The sequence below is a fragment of the Limnoraphis robusta CS-951 genome (assembly GCF_000972705.2).
On sequence record NZ_LATL02000056.1, the window covers coordinates 1 to 21,022 of the forward strand.

Annotated in this window: 18 protein-coding genes; 13 read left to right on the forward strand and 5 right to left on the reverse strand. The window is 42.4% G+C overall.

Annotated elements, in window-relative coordinates:
• The 3 genes from WN50_RS04420 to WN50_RS04435 all read left to right on the forward strand — a co-directional run.
• The coding region (locus tag WN50_RS04420) for a hypothetical protein (RefSeq protein WP_049558054.1) at positions 1 to 315 on the forward strand (315 nt) is incomplete at its 5' end.
• A gap of 942 nt (positions 316 to 1,257) precedes the next feature.
• The gene (locus WN50_RS04430; RefSeq protein ID WP_049558059.1) at positions 1,258 to 4,182 is read left to right on the forward strand and encodes a phage/plasmid primase, P4 family; all 2,925 of its coding nucleotides are present in this window, start codon (positions 1,258 to 1,260) and stop codon (positions 4,180 to 4,182) included.
• Positions 4,179 to 5,411 carry a site-specific integrase gene (locus WN50_RS04435; protein ID WP_046281885.1) on the forward strand — a complete coding sequence of 411 codons (1,233 nt, stop codon included), beginning with the start codon at positions 4,179 to 4,181 and terminating at the stop codon, positions 5,409 to 5,411. The genes WN50_RS04430 and WN50_RS04435 overlap by 4 nt, the downstream gene beginning before the upstream one ends.
• Positions 5,412 to 5,511: 100 nt before the next feature.
• On the opposite strand, the gene WN50_RS04440 is transcribed toward WN50_RS04435, so the two are convergent.
• Positions 5,512 to 6,021 (reverse strand): DUF2808 domain-containing protein, encoded by a 510-nt coding sequence (locus WN50_RS04440; RefSeq protein WP_046281884.1) that lies wholly within the window; start codon positions 6,019 to 6,021, stop codon positions 5,512 to 5,514.
• 465 nt (positions 6,022 to 6,486) lie between these two features.
• On the opposite strand from WN50_RS04440, the gene WN50_RS04445 reads away from it, so the two are divergent.
• The 6 genes from WN50_RS04445 (at position 6,487) to WN50_RS04470 (ending at position 13,164) form a co-directional block, all read left to right on the forward strand.
• Positions 6,487 to 7,632, forward strand: a complete 1,146-nt coding sequence (locus tag WN50_RS04445; protein WP_046281883.1) for a Re/Si-specific NAD(P)(+) transhydrogenase subunit alpha — start codon at positions 6,487 to 6,489, stop codon at positions 7,630 to 7,632.
• A gap of 139 nt (positions 7,633 to 7,771) precedes the next feature.
• On the forward strand, positions 7,772 to 8,068 hold the full coding sequence (locus WN50_RS04450; protein WP_046281882.1) for an NAD(P) transhydrogenase subunit alpha part 2: 297 nt from the start codon (positions 7,772 to 7,774) through the stop codon (positions 8,066 to 8,068).
• Entirely contained in the window at positions 8,065 to 9,474 is a 1,410-nt protein-coding gene (locus WN50_RS04455; protein ID WP_046281881.1) for an NAD(P)(+) transhydrogenase (Re/Si-specific) subunit beta, read from the forward strand. The genes WN50_RS04450 and WN50_RS04455 overlap by 4 nt, the downstream gene beginning before the upstream one ends.
• Positions 9,475 to 9,721: 247 nt before the next feature.
• Positions 9,722 to 11,248, forward strand: coding sequence for a mCpol domain-containing protein (locus tag WN50_RS04460; RefSeq protein WP_046281880.1), 1,527 nt, complete (start codon positions 9,722 to 9,724; stop codon positions 11,246 to 11,248).
• A gap of 503 nt (positions 11,249 to 11,751) precedes the next feature.
• Positions 11,752 to 12,711 (forward strand): orange carotenoid-binding protein, encoded by a 960-nt coding sequence (locus WN50_RS04465; RefSeq protein ID WP_046281879.1) that lies wholly within the window; start codon positions 11,752 to 11,754, stop codon positions 12,709 to 12,711.
• A gap of 99 nt (positions 12,712 to 12,810) precedes the next feature.
• A complete protein-coding gene (locus tag WN50_RS04470; RefSeq protein ID WP_235440830.1) occupies positions 12,811 to 13,164 on the forward strand; it encodes a hypothetical protein in 354 nt (117 codons plus the stop codon).
• Positions 13,165 to 13,306: 142 nt separating this feature from the next.
• On the opposite strand, the gene WN50_RS04475 is transcribed toward WN50_RS04470, so the two are convergent.
• A complete protein-coding gene (locus WN50_RS04475; protein ID WP_046281878.1) occupies positions 13,307 to 13,522 on the reverse strand; it encodes a KGG domain-containing protein in 216 nt (71 codons plus the stop codon).
• A gap of 436 nt (positions 13,523 to 13,958) precedes the next feature.
• Here WN50_RS04475 and WN50_RS31305 point away from each other — a divergent pair, with 436 nt between their 5' ends.
• On the forward strand, positions 13,959 to 14,354 hold the full coding sequence (locus WN50_RS31305; RefSeq protein WP_046281887.1) for an SH3 domain-containing protein: 396 nt from the start codon (positions 13,959 to 13,961) through the stop codon (positions 14,352 to 14,354).
• A 138-nt stretch (positions 14,355 to 14,492) separates the two neighbouring features.
• Here WN50_RS31305 and WN50_RS04485 read toward each other — a convergent pair whose 3' ends face one another.
• Together WN50_RS04485 and WN50_RS04490 are read right to left on the reverse strand one after the other, a co-directional pair.
• Positions 14,493 to 14,936, reverse strand: a complete 444-nt coding sequence (locus tag WN50_RS04485) for a type II toxin-antitoxin system VapC family toxin (protein WP_046281877.1) — start codon at positions 14,934 to 14,936, stop codon at positions 14,493 to 14,495.
• Positions 14,936 to 15,178 carry a hypothetical protein gene (locus WN50_RS04490; RefSeq protein WP_046281876.1) on the reverse strand — a complete coding sequence of 81 codons (243 nt, stop codon included), beginning with the start codon at positions 15,176 to 15,178 and terminating at the stop codon, positions 14,936 to 14,938. Before WN50_RS04490 ends, WN50_RS04485 begins: the two co-directional genes overlap by 1 nt.
• A 288-nt stretch (positions 15,179 to 15,466) precedes the next feature.
• On the opposite strand from WN50_RS04490, the gene WN50_RS04495 reads away from it, so the two are divergent.
• Together WN50_RS04495 and WN50_RS04500 are read left to right on the forward strand one after the other, a co-directional pair.
• Positions 15,467 to 18,196, forward strand: coding sequence for a DNA methyltransferase (locus WN50_RS04495; protein ID WP_046281875.1), 2,730 nt, complete (start codon positions 15,467 to 15,469; stop codon positions 18,194 to 18,196).
• Between the two features lie 112 nt (positions 18,197 to 18,308).
• Entirely contained in the window at positions 18,309 to 18,545 is a 237-nt protein-coding gene (locus WN50_RS04500) for a DUF2281 domain-containing protein (protein WP_046281874.1), read from the forward strand.
• A 68-nt stretch (positions 18,546 to 18,613) separates the two neighbouring features.
• On the opposite strand, the gene WN50_RS04505 is transcribed toward WN50_RS04500, so the two are convergent.
• On the reverse strand, positions 18,614 to 19,225 hold the full coding sequence (locus WN50_RS04505; RefSeq protein WP_046281873.1) for a Uma2 family endonuclease: 612 nt from the start codon (positions 19,223 to 19,225) through the stop codon (positions 18,614 to 18,616).
• 262 nt (positions 19,226 to 19,487) lie between these two features.
• On the opposite strand from WN50_RS04505, the gene lpdA reads away from it, so the two are divergent.
• Positions 19,488 to 20,921: a dihydrolipoyl dehydrogenase gene (lpdA, locus tag WN50_RS04510; RefSeq protein ID WP_046281872.1), complete on the forward strand. Its 1,434-nt coding sequence runs from the start codon at positions 19,488 to 19,490 to the stop codon at positions 20,919 to 20,921.
• Positions 20,922 to 21,022 lie beyond the last annotated feature (101 nt).

Consider the following 21,022-nt stretch of genomic DNA (forward strand, 5'->3'; position numbering starts at 1 on the left):
AAATTTGGGGAAACTGTTACTCACACGAAGAACTGCTCAAGCTCAACCCGATCGCAAACAATCTACCCCGCTCTAGGATGTACTATGACCGCCAAAATCCGACTAACTGCAACGGAACAAGAGATTGAGAACTGGAAGGCCTTCTTTGACCTCCTAGCCCGTGCCAATGTCATCCAATTGTTACAGGTCTCTGACAATTACAACGACTACAGAGGTCACAGCCAATATCAACGGGTTTACTTGGAAGCTGAGTTACTGGGTAATGTCAGTTCTGCTGAGGGGGTGATGCCGTTAGAGGGGAGAGAGGATGCTTAAGTCGTCAGTTGTCCAGAAGCTTTTCTTGAACTCATCAGCAGGTTAAACCAATGTTAATAATAGGTGTGTAACTTTTGTCCAATCTTGATCGAGATTGGTTGTGTACGTGAGAGTGTCGTGACAAGCCTGTGATGATCAGTTGTATAGAAGCTTTTCTTGAACTCCAACAGCAAGTTAGACCAATGCTCGTAACAGGTATGTAACTTGCGACGAAACCTGATTCGGATTTTGGCGAAAGCTGATTAACTCCCATGTGAATTTGATGAGAATGCTTTAAATTAGTTGCGTTGTTTGTTGACTTAAGACAATAGCTTTTGATATTGTATTTTGTTAACCAGCCTATTTTAGGCTCGACAACACGGGAAATATACCTAGAGAAAGGCAGTTGCAGACTGAGGCAAAAGCTGACCCCTACAACCCTAGATTCCATGCAAAGGTTGGTGGGGCGACAGATACCCGGAAGGAAACCATAAAAGGTTTTGATATGGCACCTTACAACTGTTTGCTTGTGTGAGTGGCAGAGTGTGGTCACGCAGGCGGAAGCTCTCTAAATCAAGTTTATCTGGGGCTTGACGACACATATCGGAGAGTGTGCTGAGTTGCCGTGCCTAAAACTGGCTGGTTTTACTTTGCAATGTCCACAAAATCAAATGGGTTCGGTCACAAAAAACAAACCGAACCCAAGAAATTCAAATGAAACATAACCAGAATTCAGATGAATTATAATTCAAAATCATTCCAAAGTAAAGACCTTTCTGACAAACACTGCCAATACAGACAGAGACTAGACCAACTGCTAGCGTCACCGTTGACGGGTTGGGATAGAATCTTCATCCGTGACTTAGACCGTCAGTGGAAAATCTGCAACAGAGACGGCAAAGTATTCAAGCTGTCTGCTAAACAATCTGTAAACTTACAACGCATAGAAAAGGAGGTATGCTAATGGTTGCCTCCTTGACAAGGCATTTAGAGGTCAATCAATTAGCTGAACTCAATCCCAAACATTACCGGGAGTTAGTTCAGAAACGAGGTTTGAACCCCGACTGGGTAGCCGTCAACTGTAAGAGCATTGATGCCAGAACAGCTACAGAGCATCTGGGATATAAAGCCTACTCAGATGGTATTCTGCTCAGTGGGAATGGTTATCAGGAACAGTTCAGACCTGATACAGCTTGGGCTTCTCAGGACAATAAGAAACCCAAATATAGAAGCAGTAAGGATGATGACGGGTATGACGCCATGTTACCCAAACATCCCGACAAAAAACGCTTCTGGGATGACTTAAAAGCGTTAAAGGTTGAATGCTATAAAATTGATGGCTATCCTTGCGTAGTGGTCACAGAAGGCTTTTTTAAAGCGATATCCTTGACCTCTCATGGTATCCCAACCATCGCCCTACTGGGTGTTGAGATGGGACTCACATCAGGCAAGAAAGACCGCGAGGGCAAGCGATGCCTAGTCCCTGAATTAAGATGCTTGGCAGACGCAGACTTTGGGTTTATCATTGCGTTTGATGCCGATTGCGCTAGGAAAAAAGCCGTAATTGACGCACAAATCAAACTCGCTCATCAACTCTCCCTATTTGGCGTTCCCGTCTACAGCATCACCGGATTGTGGAATGAGGCTGAGGGGAAAGGGATTGATGATTACATCCAAATGAACGGCTTTGAAGACTTCCAAAACAAAGTATTAAGAAACACTGAAACTATTGAGCAGTGGAAAGAGAAACATCTTGGTAGTTTAGAAAGACAACTTTCTAAAGACAGTAAAACCCCCACTCAAGTAAGCATTGCTAAAGAGATTGCAGAAGAGTATGAGAATAAATTAGCTTTCAACTGTGAAACCAAAATATGGATGAGATATGAAGCTCAAGATAAAGGCGTTTGGAGTCCTGAAGACGACCTCTATATCGAGTCAATTATCTCTCAACTATTGACCGGGAAAGGAGTTAAATTCAGAACTCATACCTACGTTAAGCAGGTAGTAGAAGCTCTAAGGGTTGACCCCAGAATCATCAAAAGGAAATGGATAGAACGCAGTCCTAACGAGGTTTTACCCCATCACAACGGAGTTCTAGAAATTACCACAAGGAAGTTTATTGAACACTCTCCCCTCAACTATTTAACTTGGACGCTTCCCCGTGATTATAACCCATTAGCCCAAGATTGGAGCAAAATTAACGCTTGGTTGGATGAGGCTTCACAAGGAAATCCAGTCATTAAAAACCTAATCATCTGTTTTGCAAATGCCGTCTTAAAAGGACGTTCTGATATACAGAAGATGATGCACCTGGTAGGTTTAGGCGGAAGCGGAAAAACAACTTGCGGCAACTTAATCACCGATTTAATTGGGATAAACAACGTTCTTGATATAGGGGCTGAAGAGTTTTGTACAAGAAATTTTCAAACCGTCAGAGCTTATCAGAAACGGTTGGTTTTGTTCTCAGATGAGCAAAGTTTACCTAAAAATACCACTAACATCCTGAAGCTGGTAGGCGGAAACCCCCTCACTGGAGAGAAGAAAGGGAAAGATGCTTTTGAGTTCATGTTTACCGGGATGGCAATGCTAGTGAGCGAACACCCGATCGCACAGGGAATCAAGGGTAACGGATGGAAGCGCCGGATTATCCCGATACCAATGAACTTAAAAGTTGCAGATAAGGATAGACGCGATCTTAGGGCAGAGTTTCAACCGGAGCTAGCCGCATTCACAAACTATCTTCTGAGCTTGGATGATAATTTTGTGACTCAGGTCTTAAGGGGAGTTGGCGATATTCCAGAATGTCAACTTCAGTTCTGGCAATCCCGGTTGAGGGAAGATTCTATTGCCGCTTGGCTCAATGACTGTGTGATTAGTGATACCTCTGCTAAGACTCCCGTTGGTAACGGAGAAAAGACAGGAACTCTGTACAGCTCTTATCGGGAGTATTGTCAGCGAGCGGGTTTAACTCCTAAATCTCTCCCCAGATTCTCTCCAGAATTATTAGAAGTTTGTCAGTCTGTCTTGGGTCTGGATGTAGAAAGAATCAAAACAAGACCAGAACCCTCTACACCAGGGCCAATAACCTGTATCTCTCGTATCCGACTAAGAATAGATGGGGTAGATGATGCAATTCTTACCCATGAACAAGACCTTACCAAGTCTGTGCGGGTTCAGAAAAAGCAGTCTGTGACCAATTTAGGGCTGTCTGAAACCCCTACTACACAAGGTCGTGCGGGGTGTGCGGGGTTGAATCAACATTTACCTAATTCAACTCCCACAGAAAAAAAATTACCTGACTCACCCCCCTCTGAGAAACCGACTGTAGAGGTTAGTCAGTCCATTGAACCCCAACCTAAACCCGCGATCGCAAAATACACCCTTGACCAGAAGAAGAAATGGCTCAAGAAAACTGTTAAAGAGGATCTAAATAAGGATGTCAAGTCGATTGTTTGGCTTGAGCATCCCAGTTATACAGGCGAAGCGACTCTTCTCGGACGGTCTTACCTTGATGATGTGCCTTGGAAAGTCAAACACCCGAATGGGGAATTGAACGTTAAGCCCGAGAATATTGAGATTTTTGAGGCGCTCTGTGGGGATATTCAACCCATACCTGATAAACCAAAACATACACAGCCTGAACTACTCCTTGAGCCTCAAACTGAAACACCTATACAAAGGGTTAAGCGGTTGGCTAAACAGCAAAAAATCAAGCTAACTGCTAATGATCAAACCTTCTCTCAAATCCTGAGCTTATTTGAGAAGTCAGCGATTGAAGAATTAACCGATGAGGAGTTAACAAGAATAGCTGACAAGTGGGAAGAGCAAATCGAGAGTGCTAAACGGAAACAAGAAAACAACCGCATCACTAAATATCTAGAAGAATGACCCGACGCAAACCGAATAACAAAGCCTGTCAGTCTCTCCGAGAGGTTGACAGCCAGATTAACAGTGCTATTTTGCAGTCAAACGAACGTCTTAAAGCATTCGGAAGTAAACTCACTGTTCTCAGGAGAAAAAACCGCTTGTATCTCAGAGGAACGTTACCCTGTAAACCCGGAGAAACAACACCAGAAGGAACAAAGCGTTATGAGATTTCTATAGCAACTGCTGACTTGAATGGGGTGAGAGTTGCAGAGGAAAAAGCATTAGAAATTACGACTCAGTTAAAGCTAAACACATTTGATTGGGAGATGTACGGAGTTAAGCCTAAAGCCAAGCCTCAACACAGAACAATGGGTGAGATTAAGGCTGACTTTGAGGAGAACTACTGGCGCGATCGGCCTCAGACTCGCAAGAAGCTGAGTACATTCAAAACCTCTTATCAGGCTTACTTTAAAAGAATGCCTGACTCAGACTGCTTTACGGATAAAAACATTGAAACTTGGATAAGGTCAACCTCGCCTGACAGTCGCACCAGAGCCAGTCTAATCAGGGTAATCAAAGCATTGGCCAAACAAGAGGGGATTGAGATAAAACCATACACCTGTAAGCCCGTCCCCGTCCCTAGAGTTTTGCCAACTGATACAGAGATAGAGATGACATTTGACTTGTTGTCGGATGATATCGCCTGGTCATTTGGAATGATCGCCACCTACGGTCTGAGAACTCAAGAAGTTTTCATAGGGATTGAGAAGCACCTTGATTTTTTTACCAGTCCCGACAATAAGCTTCACAAGTTCAGAGTAGAAGAGGATAACAAGACTGGAGAGCGAGAAGTTTACCCTTTATATTCTCACTGGGTTGAGCGGTTTGACTTGCTGAATCCTAGGCGCTTCCCCAGTAACGCCAGGAACTATGAGAGCAAGGTCAGTAAGTTAGGAAAAATACTGATCACTCATGGGTTCAAGAATGAAGCTTACAGTCTCAGGCATCGCTACGCCATCAGAGCGCATGAGTTGGGTGTCGCGATTGATGATGCAGCCAGATGGATGGGTCATTCTGTTCAGGAACACGTTAACAGCTATCAGAGATACATGGACGCCTCCACTAGCGACAAGATTTACAGAAAAGTCATCAACCACGAACAGGAGTTAAACGAGCTGGCCAAGTTGCGACTTGAAAATCAGTTTCTCAAAGACCGAGTAGCTGAACTAGAGGCACGGCTTGGAAGGTAAGCGGTTCACCACATAGTTCACCAACTCTTAGAACGCTTTCTTCTCAAACCCCTTTGTTATAGGGGTTTCATTCGTTGTGAGATATAGAGACTGTTGAACTCTAGTCAATACTCAAAACCCAAGTTCCCACATACCGCAATAGGGGAACATCTCCGGGGGTACGGATATTCGCATTGAAATGGTACATTCCCCCAAATGTGGGATTTCTGACATTTGACATGACAATCTCGATTTTATTGCCCGCCGGAATCGGTTCAGCCGGATAAATCTCGATAAAATGATTTTCAGCATCCCAAACGACTTCCTCTAGAGCGACAGATTCGCCTTGGATTCTCACTTCAATTTTATTCGGGTCAAATTTTCCTTTGTAATACTCGGGATAGGTAATCGAGATCAACGCTACAGCCAAGTTAAGTTTATTGGCAGGAATTCTAAGTTTATAGCGATCCCAGCGCCCAGCCCGACCGCTTTGCAGATAAAAATTCAGAAGATTTGCTTGTTCTGGCCCCCCAAACAAGGTAATTCCAGGGGTTCCTTGAGCCAAACTGGCAACCGGAAGGCTGGAAAACAAGACACTGGTGAGCGCAAGAGTCGAAAAAAAACGTCGCATAAACACTCCTGTAACAAACTGAAATTTTATTCACAAACGCTGAACGACATAAAAACAAGTTAAAGATACGAAATGCTTAGTCAAAATTGGGCTTAGGATGCAGAAAGATAAGTTATTGTGACACAACGGTAAGCGTGGTGTCGAGTTGTGTCCATCGGAGGTTGTGTTCAAGATTGGGCATGGAAAATTAAATAAGCTACAAGACCGAAGGGATCGGCGGCAGATCCGACTGCTGTTGATCAGTACCAGTAGACAGCTTTTACCGTAACAGTGAACAGTCACCCATAAATCGGTTAAAGGGCTAGCGGATTAGGGGTTTGGGGTTAGAGGTTGGTTACTTCCCCCCTTAATTCTAATCCCTCAGAAAAACGGCTCACTGAATGACAGGTAACGGGTACGGGTAATTGATGAATTCCCCCGACGCTCACTGGTGACTCTAAGTAAAGCATAAGGAGAGTTTATGACATGAAGATAGCGATCGCCAAAGAAATTCAGGTAGATGAACGTCGGGTTGCCCTAGTGCCAGAGGTAGCAGCCAGACTGGTTAAACAAGGAATCGAAGTCTGGATAGAAGCCGGAGCAGGTGAACGCGCCTTTTTCTCGGATGCCACTTATGAGGAAGTCGGTGTCAAAGTGATTGGTGATAGCGCCACCGTCTGGCGTGAAGCCGATATTGTGCTGAAAGTTGGCTATCTGGAAGAATTTGAAGTCGAAAAACTCCGTCAAGGCAGCATTATTATCGGATTCTTGAACCCCTTGGGCAATCCCGGCTTAGTTCAAAAGCTGGCTGATCGCCAGGTGACAGCCTTCAGCATGGAAATGATTCCTCGCACCAGCCGCGCTCAAAGCATGGATGCGCTGTCTTCCCAGGCGAACCTGGCGGGTTACAAATCGGTGTTGATTGCGGCTGCAACTTTACCGAAATATTTCCCGATGCTAACCACCGCAGCCGGCACCATTCGCCCTGCCAAAGTGTTAATTATGGGCGCAGGGGTAGCTGGGTTACAAGCGATCGCCACCGCTCGTCGTTTAGGGGCTGTGGTTGAGGCTTTTGACGTTCGTCCCGAAGTGAAAGAACAAGTCCAAAGCTTAGGGGCGAAATTTGTTGATGTCACCCTCGAAGAAGATACCGTAGCTGAAGGCGGCTATGCCAAAGAACTCTCTGAGAAGGCTAAACAACATACTCGTGAAGTTCTCACGACTCACGTTGCTGCTTCTGATGTCGTGATTACAACGGCTCAGGTTCCCGGCAAAAAAGCCCCTCTACTGGTGACAGAGGAAATGGTGACTCAGATGAAAGCTGGCTCTGTTGTGGTTGATTTAGCAGCCTCTCAGGGCGGGAACTGCGAATGTACCGAAGCGGGTAAAGACGTGCTGAAACATGGGGTGACAATTGTTGGCCCGATTAACTTACCGTCTTCGATGCCTGTTCACGCTTCTGAAGTTTACGCCAAGAACCTCTCAGCCCTCTTAAAACTGATGACAACTAAAGAAGGGGAACTCACCCTCAACTTTGAAGATGACATCATTAGCGGGGCTTGTATGGCTCACAACGGCGAGATTATTTGCCAACGGGTTAAAGATGCTTTAGGCGTGGCTGTGACTCAGTAGAAACAGTGACCAGTGACCAGTGACCAGTGACCAATGAAAAAAACTGATAACTGATAACTGATAACTGTTTCCCCAATACCTGACACCTAAAACCTGCGATCTTCGCGCAACTACTAACCGCTAATTCTCCAGATAGATTATGACAGCAGAAACTCTAATTTCCGCATTATTTGTGTTTGTCCTGGCAACCTTTGCTGGGTTTGAGGTGATTACTAAAGTTCCACCGACACTGCACACACCGCTCATGTCGGGTGCTAATGCTATTTCGGGTATTTCCGTTTTAGGGGCGTTAATTATCGCCGGAGAACGGGATTGGAACGTGACTGTAATTCTAGGTTTGATCGCTATTGTGCTGGCAACAATTAACGTCGTCGGCGGTTTCTTGGTAACAGATCGGATGCTGCAAATGTTCAAGAAAAAGGAGGCTAAAGCATGAGCGAGTTTTTGCCAACAGGTATAGAGTTAAGCTACCTAGTTGCTGTTACCCTATTTTTCTTTGGACTGAAGAAGTTGGGTTCACCTGCAACCGCCCGTAGTGGAAATGTTTGGGCTGCGGTAGGGATGTTTATCGCCATTGCTGCGACTCTACTGAATCAACAAGTCCTCAACTATGAAATGATCTTGTTGGGGATTTTCATCGGATCAGTCATTGGTGCGATCGCTGCCTATAAAATTGAAATGACCGCCATGCCTGAAATGGTGGGTTTGCTCAACGGTTTAGGGGGTGCTGCATCTTCCCTCGTTGCGGTGGGTGAATTTTGGCGGTTCTTATCGGCTTCCCAAACGCCTCCTCTACCCACAACCATTACGGCTATATTGGGCGTGTTAATTGGGGGTGTCACCTTTACGGGTTCTTTAATTGCCTTTGCCAAACTCAAAGGGATTATGAGCGGTTCTCCGATTCTTTTCCCCTTACAACAGCCTTTCAACGTAGCACTCTTGATCGCGTTTCTCGTTGGTAGTATCTACATCTGTTTAGTGCCGTTCAATTTGCCCGTATTTTTGGGTTTAGTGGCAATTTCCCTGGTTTTAGGGGTTTTGTTCGTTATTCCCATTGGTGGCGGCGATATGCCCGTTGTCATCTCTCTGTTAAACTCGTTTTCGGGTTTAGCGGCGAGTGCGGCTGGTTTTGTGGTGATGAATAACCTGCTGATTATTGCGGGTGCGTTGGTGGGTGCATCAGGTATTATCCTGACCATCATCATGTGTAAAGCCATGAACCGTCCTCTAACAAACGTTCTGTTTGCTGGATTTGGTACGGGTGAAACAGGCGGTGCTGCTGCTGCTGGTGGTGGGGCTACAGGCGATAAATCTATTCGCACCATTGATCCTGAAGAAGGGGCGATGATGTTGGGTTATGCTCGTTCTGTGGTGATTGTTCCCGGTTATGGGATGGCGGTTGCTCAAGCCCAACATTCGGTTAAAGAATTAGTCGATATGTTAGAAGGGTTGGGTGTTGATGTCAAGTATGCTATTCACCCTGTAGCTGGACGGATGCCAGGACACATGAACGTATTGTTAGCTGAGGCGAATGTTCCTTATCCTCAGTTATACGATATGGATGACATTAACCCTCAGTTTGAACAGACGGATGTGGCGTTAGTAATCGGGGCAAATGATGTGGTTAATCCCGCAGCACGGGAAGACTCAAAAAGCCCAATTTATGGAATGCCAATTCTAGAAGTTGATCGGGCAAAACACACCATTGTAATTAAGCGCAGTCTGAATACTGGCTTTGCTGGGGTTGACAATGATTTGTTTTACAAGGATAAAACCATGATGCTCTTTGGCAGTGCTAAAGATGCAGTTGCGAAGTTGGTTTCTGAAGTGAAACAACTCTAGTTTTCCGTTTAATTTCATTAACCTCACCCCAATTCACTGGCTTAGGAAAGCAGTATTTTCAACGGGGTGAGGTTTTTTCTACTACAATTGATTTTGAAGATGAGTCTGGTAAAATTGATGTAGCAGTTTTAAAAATTGCGGTCTTGTTTACAATCGAGACTGTCCTTGGTAGAAGATAAGTCCCTCTAACTTCAAAAATCAGGCTTCTAGCCTTGTTATTATCCCTCACAAGGTCAACCTAAAAAACATGAATAAACCTAGAGACTCATATAAACTGATCATGGGAGGTAATACAAATGTTCCTGCCATGATTAATTGCATCATTCGGTCGGCACTTCAATTACGGACTGACACAGGCAATGACAATTATACTTTTCGTCAAGTGCATATATTCCACACCGAACAGTCTCTGCAAAGCTTAATTACAGAAAAAAGGCCGTGGAAGGAAGCACTAGAAAAATATGGCTTATCCCCAACTAATCTTGTTCACCATGTCGCAAAACTAGAAGATTCTAGCGTTGAAAGATTTCGGGATATGGTGGAACAGTTGCGAACAATTGTAAACCCCAATGAAAATGTATATTACTACGTCGATTTAACGGGTGGAATCTCATCTTTGCAAGCAATATTGGCGGTTTTTTCTTATGTATTAGATATAGAAAATATCTACACTTTAGAAACCGTATTTGCTTCCGATGAGGAAACAAGAAAAATACAAAGAGGTATGTTTTATCACGAGTTAGAAGAAGAGATGAAGCAGGGGCGAGTTAAACTCAATTATAAAAAATTTCCACCCATAAGGGATTTCGACGATTTTGGAAAATTAAACTATACAGAAGTTCTTCGCCATCGGCGCAGTATATCATCTTTGATGGATCATCTATCCTCTAGTTTGAATGCACTAATTTCCACAGAAATAGATCTTAGTCATCTTCAAACATCTTTCATGTCTGGTATTAACTCACGATTACTTGGTGAGTCAAAAGGAGATTTTCACGAACATCAAAACGCTATTTACTCCTTTTCTCATAGTGTTGAAGAGATTACTAATATTATCATATTATCTCTGATGGGTAGCGAGACAAAAAATAGACCTTTAGGGAATAAGTTAGAGGAGCTTAGAAGTTATTTTTCTGACAAGCCAAAGTATTTTGTTAACGAGGATATTTTAAAGCATTTCACACACTTGATTGCAGAAGTGCGAAATAAAAATGCACACTCTAGTAATTTGTCAGAAAATAGCTTAACTATAGAAATACAATCTTATCTGGCTTCCTATCTCGCTTTCACATTTTTGAAGTTTACCATCAGAGTCTTATCTGACTTTGTAGATAATAGTGGAAATCTTTTAGACATTCAAATTATTGACCCATTAGTTGAAAATGCAAATCTAGAGTTTTATTTTGGTTTTGATGGAGATGCAACAGGGAAGTACCTGGAAATTGCTTTTGGAGATCTTCTTGAAGACGAAGAGGAAGTTTTGAGAAGGAGTAAGTCTATTACTGAGAGCATCAAACAAATGAGAAAGATTATTTGCGGTGAAACCAAGAATCCCAAGTCGGTGATCTTTGCAGAGGGAGATAATATTCTGTTTAAGTCAAAATACAATTCAGACTTGCTTAGAACTATTCAAAATAAATATACTGAAATAACAGGCTTAAGTAGTAGTATAGGCTATGGTAAAACCTTAAAAGAAGCTACTATTGCTTTGCGTCTTGCAAAAGCCAGAAAAGGAAACTCTGTGGTAGGGGTTGCTCTCAACAAGGAGATGTAGACAATGCAATTGATATAATAAATAAAGTGATTTGTGAAATGGCAATGACTACACTTCAGATTGAAAACCTACCCCACGACTTCAAAATCAGCCTTTCTGAGTTATTGTCCTGCGTAGAACTGGGAGAAGAGATCATTTTGGTGAAAATCTCACTAACTTTTTTCACCAATTGTTATTCACTATGTTACAGATATTCTGACAGGGGTTTTAACCCCTGATATTAATAGGGTAGAGACGTGTTTAAATGCGTCTTCAAGGCTGTTATTTTGATCACCTGAAGCCCAAACCCTAAAACTCGTTATTTTTTCGTTATTCACAAATCCAAATCAGTCACAAAGAAAGGCCAACGCATAGAGACGGATGGCCATAAAAAATGCTTAACCCCCAATTTGAATTCTTTATGTTTGGGTGTACCATATTCCGCTATTGTAAAGATGGGTTTGATCACACCTGCGATAACAAGCATTGAGTTAAACCTTTCGTAGACTTTGAAAAGGTAATTTATGCCATTTACAATCGATTCAGCCCGCAACATCTTTCCAAATACGTTAGCTGCTGATACCGTACCCGCTACCATTGCTCGATTTACTCAGCTAAATGCTGAAGACCAACTGGCTTTGATTTGGTTTGCTTATCTGGAAATGGGCAAAACCATTACTATTGCGGCACCTGGAGCTGCAAATATGCAGTTTGCAGAGCTTACCCTTAACGAAATTCGTAACTCTGGGCCACAAGAACAATCCCAGATCATGTGCGACTTGGCAAACCGTTCAGATACACCTATTGGCCGAACCTATGCGAGTTGGTCGCCCAATATTAAACTCGGTTTCTGGTATCAGCTTGGACAATGGATGGATCAGGGACTTGTGGCGCCGATTCCTGAAGGCTATCAGCTTTCTGCAAATGCGGCTGCGGTGTTACAAGCCATTCGCGATTTAGAGTCGGGTCAACAAATTACCGTTTTGCGGAATGCTGTTGTGGATATGGGGTTTGACACCAGCAAATTAGGCAGTTACACCCGTGTTGCTGAACCTGTTACTCCCCCGACAGATATGGCAAAACGAACTCAAGTCAAAATTGAAGGCGTTACCAATACCACTGTATTGGAATACATGAATAATTTGAATGCGAATGACTTCAATACGTTAATTGAGTTATTTGCACCGGATGGGGCGTTGCAGCCTCCTTTCCGCCGACCCATTGTAGGAAAAGAAGCGGTTCTGCGGTTTTTCCAAGAAGAATGTCAAAATCTGAAGTTAATTCCAGAGCGGGGCGTTTCTGAACCTGCCGACGATGGTTATACTCAAATCAAAGTAACAGGTAAAGTTCAAACTCCCTGGTTCGGTGCAGGTGTGGGTATGAATATTGCTTGGCGGTTTTTACTGAATGCTGAAAACAAAATTTTCTTCGTTGCAATTGATTTGTTGGCTTCTCCCAAAGAGCTATTAAACTTAGCTCGTTAGAAAAAAATTAGGCAAAAATACTGTTTAATTTGGGATGAGCGTCTGAGTACAAAGGGCGCTCTTTTATTTGGAGGTAAACCGTGTCATCGGTTAATATGGATGATTATACATATTTTAGGTTTGATGATACCCGTGAGTGACATTCAGTGGTCTACAGCCGAGAAAGAAATTGCTCGGGAGGCGTTTGAAAAAGCTTATCAGCGAGAAATTACGGCTTTAATCAAAGTGGTTCGAGAACAAGCAAGTGAGATTACACAGCTTGATGAGATTTGGCTTCTCCACGATTTTTTAAGTGGCAGAAGACATGATATTGATGGTAAGTATGATCACAGAGATTCTCTGTTGATTTTTACCTTTGCTCAGTTAGTAAAAGAGGGATGGTTGCATCTTGATGAACTGAAAGGTTTAGATGCTGAGAAGATTAGTAAGGTTTCTGTACTCACACGAATGTAAAGTGTTAAAGGGAGTTTTAGTTGAGGGATAGTACAGTTTTATTTAAAGCTTTTACTGTACATCCCTGCTAAACTCCCTTGTAGAGTTCAGAAAAACAATCCGTTAATCTTTGACTAAGTGAAATCGAAAATTACTTAATTAATTAATGGCTGTTTTCGCCTCCTTTTTTACCGATTTCCGACATGAATTCACGGTCTTGGCTGGTTGTTTCGCCGCCTTTCTTACCTGCTTCACGAGCTTCTTCTGAGGTAAATTCGTGAGCAGTTCCTTTTTCATGGGCTGCTTTACCGCCTTTACTAGCAATTTCCCGTTGCTTATCTTTATCCATTGAAGCAAATCCACGATCTTCAGTAGACATTAGCTTTTCTCCTTTTTTCAAAACAAATTCATTTCTCTATAAGGTATCAATTCAAAAACGTTACAGAGTCTATCTTGAGATGCAAGTTTTAAATTGAAGTTAACTTGACTTTGGATGGATTTCTGTTGATCATGTTACTGCTACTTTTACTGAACCAAGCTCAACAATAAAGTGTTAATAATCAAAAACCAAGTCTTTTAAAGAGAGTGGGTTATTTATTGCTAGGATAGCGGTGTGCGATCGCCATTTTAGTAAATCTCTAAAAATAGACAGAAGTTTAACTGTCCTATTCTGATTGTCTCAAAGATTCAGAACTTAGGAGGTGATAGGGGTTTAGAGTGTAGACAATTTAATTTTTGTCTATAAACCTCTCAATAAACAGATAGTTTAGGTGAAAACAGAATCAGTTCAATTGATTTCACCAGGAACCGTCACCATGAAATTACCCATTACATCTATTTTAAAACCACTAACATTCGCTGCGATCGCTAGTACATTCTTAGTCACTCCTGCTTTGGCTGAAACCTTCACCGCCGATCATTTTACTGTTGCAGTTAACGGTTCTACTCCGGTTTGTTCGTTTATTGTGACAAACCAAGTGAATAGTAAAGTTAATATTCGTAAAAACCCGGACTTAAAAAGTCCAGTCGTAAAACAACTGAAACGGGGTGATGTCGTTCGGGCTGTTTCTCGTCAAGGAAATTGGGTTAAAATTGTCGCGTTGGTTAATGGATTTCCGCCTAATGAAAAGTTAACTCCGTTTTCCGGGTGGGTGGATAATCGTTATATCAATGGGTGTTCAGAAGATCAATTTGATATGTGGCGACGATAATTAAACGTTAAAATTACAGATAGCGATCGCTCTATATATTTGGTGGGGCGATCGCATTTTTGTGTGGAGTTCAATAAAAAATCACGGGTAAGAGAGCAAACAAATATGAGATTTTCAATTCCTTTCCTCCAATGATGTTCAAACCCAAGATTCCAAATTGAAGGGTTGAACGGCTTGAATTCTCTGAAAGTCTTGATCTGCTGTCACTAGGGTAAGTTGATGCTGAACTGCAACGGCAGCGATCCACAGATCATTTTCGCCAATCCCCAATTGAGTGATGTTGGTTCTACGGCGTTGGCTTTTGTCTTTTGGGGCGTAGCGATCAAAGACTGCGGCTTTGAGTTTGCCGTAAATTTCGGCTGTCGTTTCATCAATTGGGTAAATATAGAGTCCCAACAAAAAGCGTTGAATTAGGGCAAGATTAGCCTCCCGTTGCTGCGATCGCGCCGCCATGTCAATTAATTCACCTTTAACAATTGTGCAGGTTGCGATGGGTTGATCACCAAGACTAGCAAGGTACTCTAAAACTTGGGTATTGCCTAGAATCGCGTAGCTACAATGGTTAGTGTCAAGGAGAAACATTAATCGAATGGATTGAGGCTGTAGTCAAATTGTACTTCTCCTTGTGAGTTTTTGATCGCTTCTAAACATTCTGGGAGGTCGTCTCCTGACCAAGTGCCAATTGTTTTGAGGTGAGTGAGAAAAGATTGAGCAGATGTGGTAGAAGGTTGCTTGGAGACAGATTTGACAAACGTGAGGACTTCGGCAAGGCGATCGCTCGGTAAATCTTCGATAGCTTGGATGAGTTGTTCTTTGAGAGTCATAGGATGTGTTAAAAATCTGATTTGTAGGCGATAGATTTTTACCATAATTATTACATTATTTTAACTTCAGCGATCGCTATCTGTTCAATCATTGAATTAAACTGCCTGGGTTGCGTAATCGATACAAATATTTGTATTAAGTGGAAGCCCTTTCTTGGTATAATTAAAAAGGAAAGCGTTATTAAACTGCCGAATAAATTACGACAATCAGCCAATAGCAATTATAAAAATAAACAAAAATTATTAGAATAATTGATGACAGTTTGGTGAATTACCGGAGTCAATTCAATGCCAGCAACGCCCGAAAGCCTTCAGTCTTTTGTTAATTATTGTCAGCAACACCTCAGAGGCGATGAAAAAAGTGAGGCTCAAATTTTTCTGACCAAGTTTTTTCAGGCGTTTGGACACCAAGGAACGAAAGAAGTCGGTGCAGAATTTGAAGACCGTTTAACGAAAGGAAGTGCAAAGGGAAAAACCGGATTTGCTGATTTGGTTTGGCGATCGCGTGCGGGTGTTTCTGGTGTTTTAATTGAGATGAAATCAAAGGGAGAAAACCTCAGCAAACACTACGCTCAACTCGAACGGTATTGGATGCGAATTGCTCCCAACAGACCCCGATATGCAATTCTTTGTAACTTTGATGAATTTTGGATTTTTGACTTTGAAAACCAAGTCGATGAACCCGTCGATCAAGTCCTCCTAGAACAGCTTCCCCAACGCATGGGAGCGTTTAGTTTCATGGAAATTGGCGGTCAGTCTCCCGTCTTTAAAAATAACCAAGTTGCTGTTACTGAACGCACCGCTAGAAGAATGGGGGAATTGTATCAACTGATCTATGAAAGAGCAAAGAAAACGGAATTTAGAGACTTTAACGAAGAACAACTTCAGCGATTTCTATTGCAATGTGTGATGGCGATGTTTTCAGAAGATCGGGGTTTACTTCCCCGTGATTTATTCGTCAGTTTGGTTCAAGATTGCAAAGATAAAAAAGGAAGTTCCTACGATATTTGGGGCGGTTTGTTTCAAGAGATGAATCGACCCGGAGTTACACCCGCAGGACGGTATAAAGGAGTTGATTATTTTAATGGCGGGTTGTTTTCTACTGTGCAAGCAATTGATTTAACTTCAGAAGAACTCGGCTTGTTGGATGCTTGCGCTCGTGATAATTGGAGTAATATTAGACCTTCTATTTTTGGTAATATTTTTGAAGGTGCGATTGACCCCGTAAAACGCCACGCTCACGGGATTCATTTTACCAGTGAAGTTGATATTCGTCAAATCGTTCGACCGACCATTAGCGATTATTGGGAAGACCGAATTAATGCGGCGAATACTATCGGAGAATTAAATACTTTGCAGATGGAATTGCAAGGATATCGGGTACTTGACCCCGCTTGCGGTTCGGGAAATTTTTTGTATGTGGCTTATCAAGAATTAAAACGGATTGAAAGGCTATTAATGGATAAAATCGCCGCACGAAAACGTTCAGAATCGAGTGTAGCGGCGATCAGTTTTGTGACTCCGATGCAATTTTTTGGAATGGATACAAATCCCTTTGCTGTGCAGTTGGCTAGAGTTACAATGATGATTGCTCGAAAAATTGCGATTGATAAATATGAACTCACCAATGAACCTGCTTTACCTTTGGATACATTAGATCAAAATATTGTCTGTCAAGATGCTTTATTTGGTCAGTGGGTGAAGGCGGATGCTGTAATTGGAAATCCTCCGTTTCTAGGGGGAAAACACCTGAGAATGACGCTAAGTGATGAATATATTGATCGGGTTTTTAACAAGTTTTCAGATGTGAAAGACTCGGTAGATTTTTGTGTGTATTGGTTTCGGTTAGCTCACGATCATATTAGTGAAACAGGTAGGGCGGGATTGGTTGGAACAAACTCGATTAGTCAAGGAAAAAGTCGCAAAGCTGCGTTAGAATACATTACCCAAAATGGCGGATATATTTACGAAGCGATTTCTACTCAACCTTGGTCTGGTGAAGCAAAAGTTCATGTTAGTTTGGTGAATTGGTGTAAGCAGCAACCCAAACATTATCATCTCGATAATCATCTCGTTCAACAGATTAATTCATCCCTACAATCTGTTATCGATGTTTCTCAAGCTGTACGTTTAAAGGCTAATCTCAATCAATGTTTTCAAGGTGTTATTCCTGTGGGTAAAGGGTTTATCATTACTGAACAACAAGCCGAACAGTGGATAAAATCGGATTCAAAAAATCAAGAGGTGATCAAGCTGTTTTCGATGGGAAGTAATCTCGCTAAAAATCCCCTGGGAAAACCGGAGCGCTGGATTATTGATTTTAATGATATGAGTTTGGAGGATGCAATTGAATACAAGCTTCCTTTTGAATGGGTCAAGGCTAATGTTAAGCCAGAACGAGATAAAAATCGTCGAGAAGTGACCCGATTAAATTGGTGGAAATATGGTGAAAAAAGACCTGCTATGAGGAAAGCTCTCGCTTCATTGTCTGGGTATTTTGCAGTTCCCAGAGTCTCAAAATGGGCTATCTTTATTCCAGCTTCATTAAATTGGCTTCCAGGTGATTTAAACATTATAGTAGCCTCAGATGATTTTTATATTTTGGGTGTACTTTTATCATCAGTTCATCGAGTTTGGGTGAACGCTCAAAGTTCAACACTCAAGGGTGATACTCGATACACTCACAATAGTTGTTTTGAAACCTTTCCCTTTCCCCAAAATCCCGATACTAAGTTAGTTCAACAAATTCGAGTTACAGCAACAGAACTGCATGAATATCGCAGTGAACAAATGCAAAAGAAACAATGGGGAATCACAAAACTTTATAACGCTTTTTTTAACGAACCCAGTAGCCAACTTTACCAACTTCATGCTCAACTGAGTAAGTTGGTCATGCAAGCCTACGGTTTTAATGAAAATGATGATATTTTAGAAAGATTATTAACACTAAACCAAGAACTTGCAGCCAAAGAAAAACAAGGTGAATCTATAGTTGGGCCTGGTCGTCCAGATGAATAAATTCCCCCCTTAATCGTGAAAGTCGATTTTCACCGAAATTAGATCGGTTTAGTTAAGGCGATCGCAGTCGTTTATCATAAAATAGGTATCCTTCCTTCTAGAGCCGATAACCATGTCTCATTTGAGTGAGAAAATTTTACAAACTGTAGAAGCATTACCACCCGAAGATCAGCAACAGGTTTTGGATTTTGTACAGTTTCTACAAGCCAAACGTCAGAAACTCAAAACTGCGGAACCTGAAATTGTTTCCCAATCATTTTTTGAGGTAGCCCAGGCTTCGATTGGAGCGGGGGAAGGCCCTGGAGATCTCTCAACGAATCCAGACTATATGCGGGGTTACGGTCAGTAATGCTCCAGCAAGTCATTGTTGATACGGGTGTTTTGGTGGCTTTGATTGATCGACGCGATCGCACTTGACTAGCTTCTAAAAATTTGTTCAACTGTTAACATGAGATTGGGGAAAGTCGGTGAAAATAAGCGATCGCCAAGTTTAAATTGCTGTAATTCGTATTCCCCATCAACCAATTGACAGATTGTAATCGTCGGTTGTTTGGGATTACCAATAAAGCGCCGACCACCCAATGCAGCATAGTCAACAATCCAGTATTCCGGGATACCCAAAGCTTCGTATTCTCCCAGCTTCATCCAGTAATCATCCCGCCAATTGCTAGAAACAACTTCTACAATAATTTTAATCGATTGACCTAAAGTAATTATAGAGCCACTTTCCCAGTCGGGTTCATCTATCAGTGCAGGTTCATCGAGAATAATTATATCCGGTTCATATCCAGAATTACCATCAATAGAACGGACAATGCACTCTTTTGGGATAAAATAGGGTAAGTTCGCCTGACGAATGGCAGTACCGAGATCGTAAGCTAAATTGCCAGACACTTTTGAATGTTTCCCCCTCGGTTTTGGCATCTCAATAATAACCCCACGATGTAATTCATAGCGCGATTCAGAAACGGATGGTAGCCACTCGATAAACTCATCAAAGGTAATCGGTTGTTGTAAGATTTGGATCATGGATTGACTTCCCTTACCTTGACTAATTACTGTACAATTATTATTACTCAGTTCGTCATTGTTGCTTCAGCCTGAGGTTGGGAGTACGTGCATTGCAACTACAAGCTTTTTTAATCACAACTTTAATTACAATGGGTTTGGGGCTTATGCCATCAGCGCCTACAGAATTGGGTAGAATTTCAACCTCAGACGAACTAAATCTTGTCTAGTGTCCCCTTTGTGGTTCACAATAAACAAAGAGGATCGCACCAGGAGAGGTAGAGTGAGTGATTTTGACTACGATTTAGTGATAATTGGCGCAGGGGTGGGTGGACACGGTGCCGCCCTCCACGCCGTTAGCTGTGGCTTGAAAACTGCTATTGTAGAAGTTGCAGAAATGGGCGGAACCTGCGTTAACCGAGGCTGTATCCCATCAAAAGCCTTGTTAGCTGCGGCAGGACGGGTGCGAGAGTTACGCAATACTCATCATCTACAAACGCTGGGAATTCAACTCGGACAGGTGAGTTTTGACCGAGAAACCATTGCGGGTCATGCGGAAAATATTGTCACGAAAATTCGCGGCGATATGACGAATAGCCTGAAACGCTTGGGAATTGATGTTATTCAAGGTTGGGGAAAAATAGTCGCCCCGCAAAAGGTCACAGTAGAAACGCCGAAAGGTGACAAAACAATTACGGCGAAAGATATTATTTTGGCGCCGGGTTCTATTCCGTTTGTTCCCCCTGGTATTGAAATTGATCATCAAACCGTTTTTACGAGTGATGATGCGCTGAAATTAGAATCATTACCTCAGTGGGTTGCGATTATTGGAAGTGGTTACATCGGTTTAGAATTTTCTGATGTTTATACGGCTTTAGGCTGTGAAATTACGATGATTGAAGCGTTGGATCAATTGATGCCAACCTTTGATCCAGATATTGCTAAATTAGCCCAACGGGTGTTAATTGCACCGCGAGATATTGAAACGCGGGTGGGTAAATTGGCGATCAAAGTAACGCCCGGTTCTCCAGTGGTGATTGAATTAGCCGATGCAAAAACCAAAGAAGTTGAAGAAGTGTTAGAAGTTGATGCTTGTTTGGTGGCAACGGGGCGAATTCCCTATAGTAAAAACTTGGGGTTAGAATCAGTTGGAGTGGAAACAGATCGACGCGGTTTTATTCCGGTTAATGATGATTTAGCCGTAACTTCTGGCGGTGAGGCGATCGCAAATTTATGGGCAATTGGTGATGTAACGGGTAAAATGATGTTAGCCCATACGGCATCTGCTCAGGGAATTGCGGTGGTAGAAACGATTTGTGGTCGTCATCGCCAAGTCGATTATCGGAGTATTCCAGCAGCAGCGTTTACCCATCCTGAGATTAGTTATGTGGGTTTAACTGAACCTGCTGCGAAGGAATTGGGTGAACAAGAAGGCTTTGAAATTGCTTCGGTGAAAACCTATTTTAAAGGTAATTCAAAGGCTATTGCTGAGGGAGAAACCGAAGGAATGGCTAAAGTTATTTACCGCAAAGATACAGGTGAAATTTTGGGGGTTCATATTTTTGGGTTCCACGCTGCGGATTTAATTCAAGAAGCAGCAAACGCTATTAGTAGCCGTGAGTCGGTGCAAACCTTAGCGTTTTCTGTGCATACTCATCCGACGCTTTCTGAGGTGTTAGATGAAGCCTACAAACGGGCTTTAAGTGCAACGCATTGAAGAAGGAGTCAGGAGACAGGAGTCAGGAGTCAGGAGTCAGAATCAGACGGAGGGGATTTATACCCCATAAGACTGTTAACGGAAATTATGAATGATGAATG

Bases quoted from the DNA above. Each gene is read 5' to 3' on its own strand.
- WN50_RS04430 (WP_049558059.1), top strand. From the start codon at position 1,258: ATGGTTGCCTCCTTGACAAGGCATTTAGAGGTCAATCAATTAGCTGAA.
- WN50_RS04435 (WP_046281885.1), top strand. From the start codon at position 4,179: ATGACCCGACGCAAACCGAATAACAAAGCCTGTCAGTCTCTCCGAGAG.
- WN50_RS04440 (WP_046281884.1), bottom strand. From the start codon at position 6,021: ATGCGACGTTTTTTTTCGACTCTTGCGCTCACCAGTGTCTTGTTTTCC.
- WN50_RS04445 (WP_046281883.1), top strand. From the start codon at position 6,487: ATGAAGATAGCGATCGCCAAAGAAATTCAGGTAGATGAACGTCGGGTT.
- WN50_RS04450 (WP_046281882.1), top strand. From the start codon at position 7,772: ATGACAGCAGAAACTCTAATTTCCGCATTATTTGTGTTTGTCCTGGCA.
- WN50_RS04455 (WP_046281881.1), top strand. From the start codon at position 8,065: ATGAGCGAGTTTTTGCCAACAGGTATAGAGTTAAGCTACCTAGTTGCT.
- WN50_RS04460 (WP_046281880.1), top strand. From the start codon at position 9,722: ATGAATAAACCTAGAGACTCATATAAACTGATCATGGGAGGTAATACA.
- WN50_RS04465 (WP_046281879.1), top strand. From the start codon at position 11,752: ATGCCATTTACAATCGATTCAGCCCGCAACATCTTTCCAAATACGTTA.
- WN50_RS04470 (WP_235440830.1), top strand. From the start codon at position 12,811: ATGATTATACATATTTTAGGTTTGATGATACCCGTGAGTGACATTCAG.
- WN50_RS04475 (WP_046281878.1), bottom strand. From the start codon at position 13,522: ATGTCTACTGAAGATCGTGGATTTGCTTCAATGGATAAAGATAAGCAA.
- WN50_RS31305 (WP_046281887.1), top strand. From the start codon at position 13,959: ATGAAATTACCCATTACATCTATTTTAAAACCACTAACATTCGCTGCG.
- WN50_RS04485 (WP_046281877.1), bottom strand. From the start codon at position 14,936: ATGTTTCTCCTTGACACTAACCATTGTAGCTACGCGATTCTAGGCAAT.
- WN50_RS04490 (WP_046281876.1), bottom strand. From the start codon at position 15,178: ATGACTCTCAAAGAACAACTCATCCAAGCTATCGAAGATTTACCGAGC.
- WN50_RS04495 (WP_046281875.1), top strand. From the start codon at position 15,467: ATGCCAGCAACGCCCGAAAGCCTTCAGTCTTTTGTTAATTATTGTCAG.
- WN50_RS04500 (WP_046281874.1), top strand. From the start codon at position 18,309: ATGTCTCATTTGAGTGAGAAAATTTTACAAACTGTAGAAGCATTACCA.
- WN50_RS04505 (WP_046281873.1), bottom strand. From the start codon at position 19,225: ATGATCCAAATCTTACAACAACCGATTACCTTTGATGAGTTTATCGAG.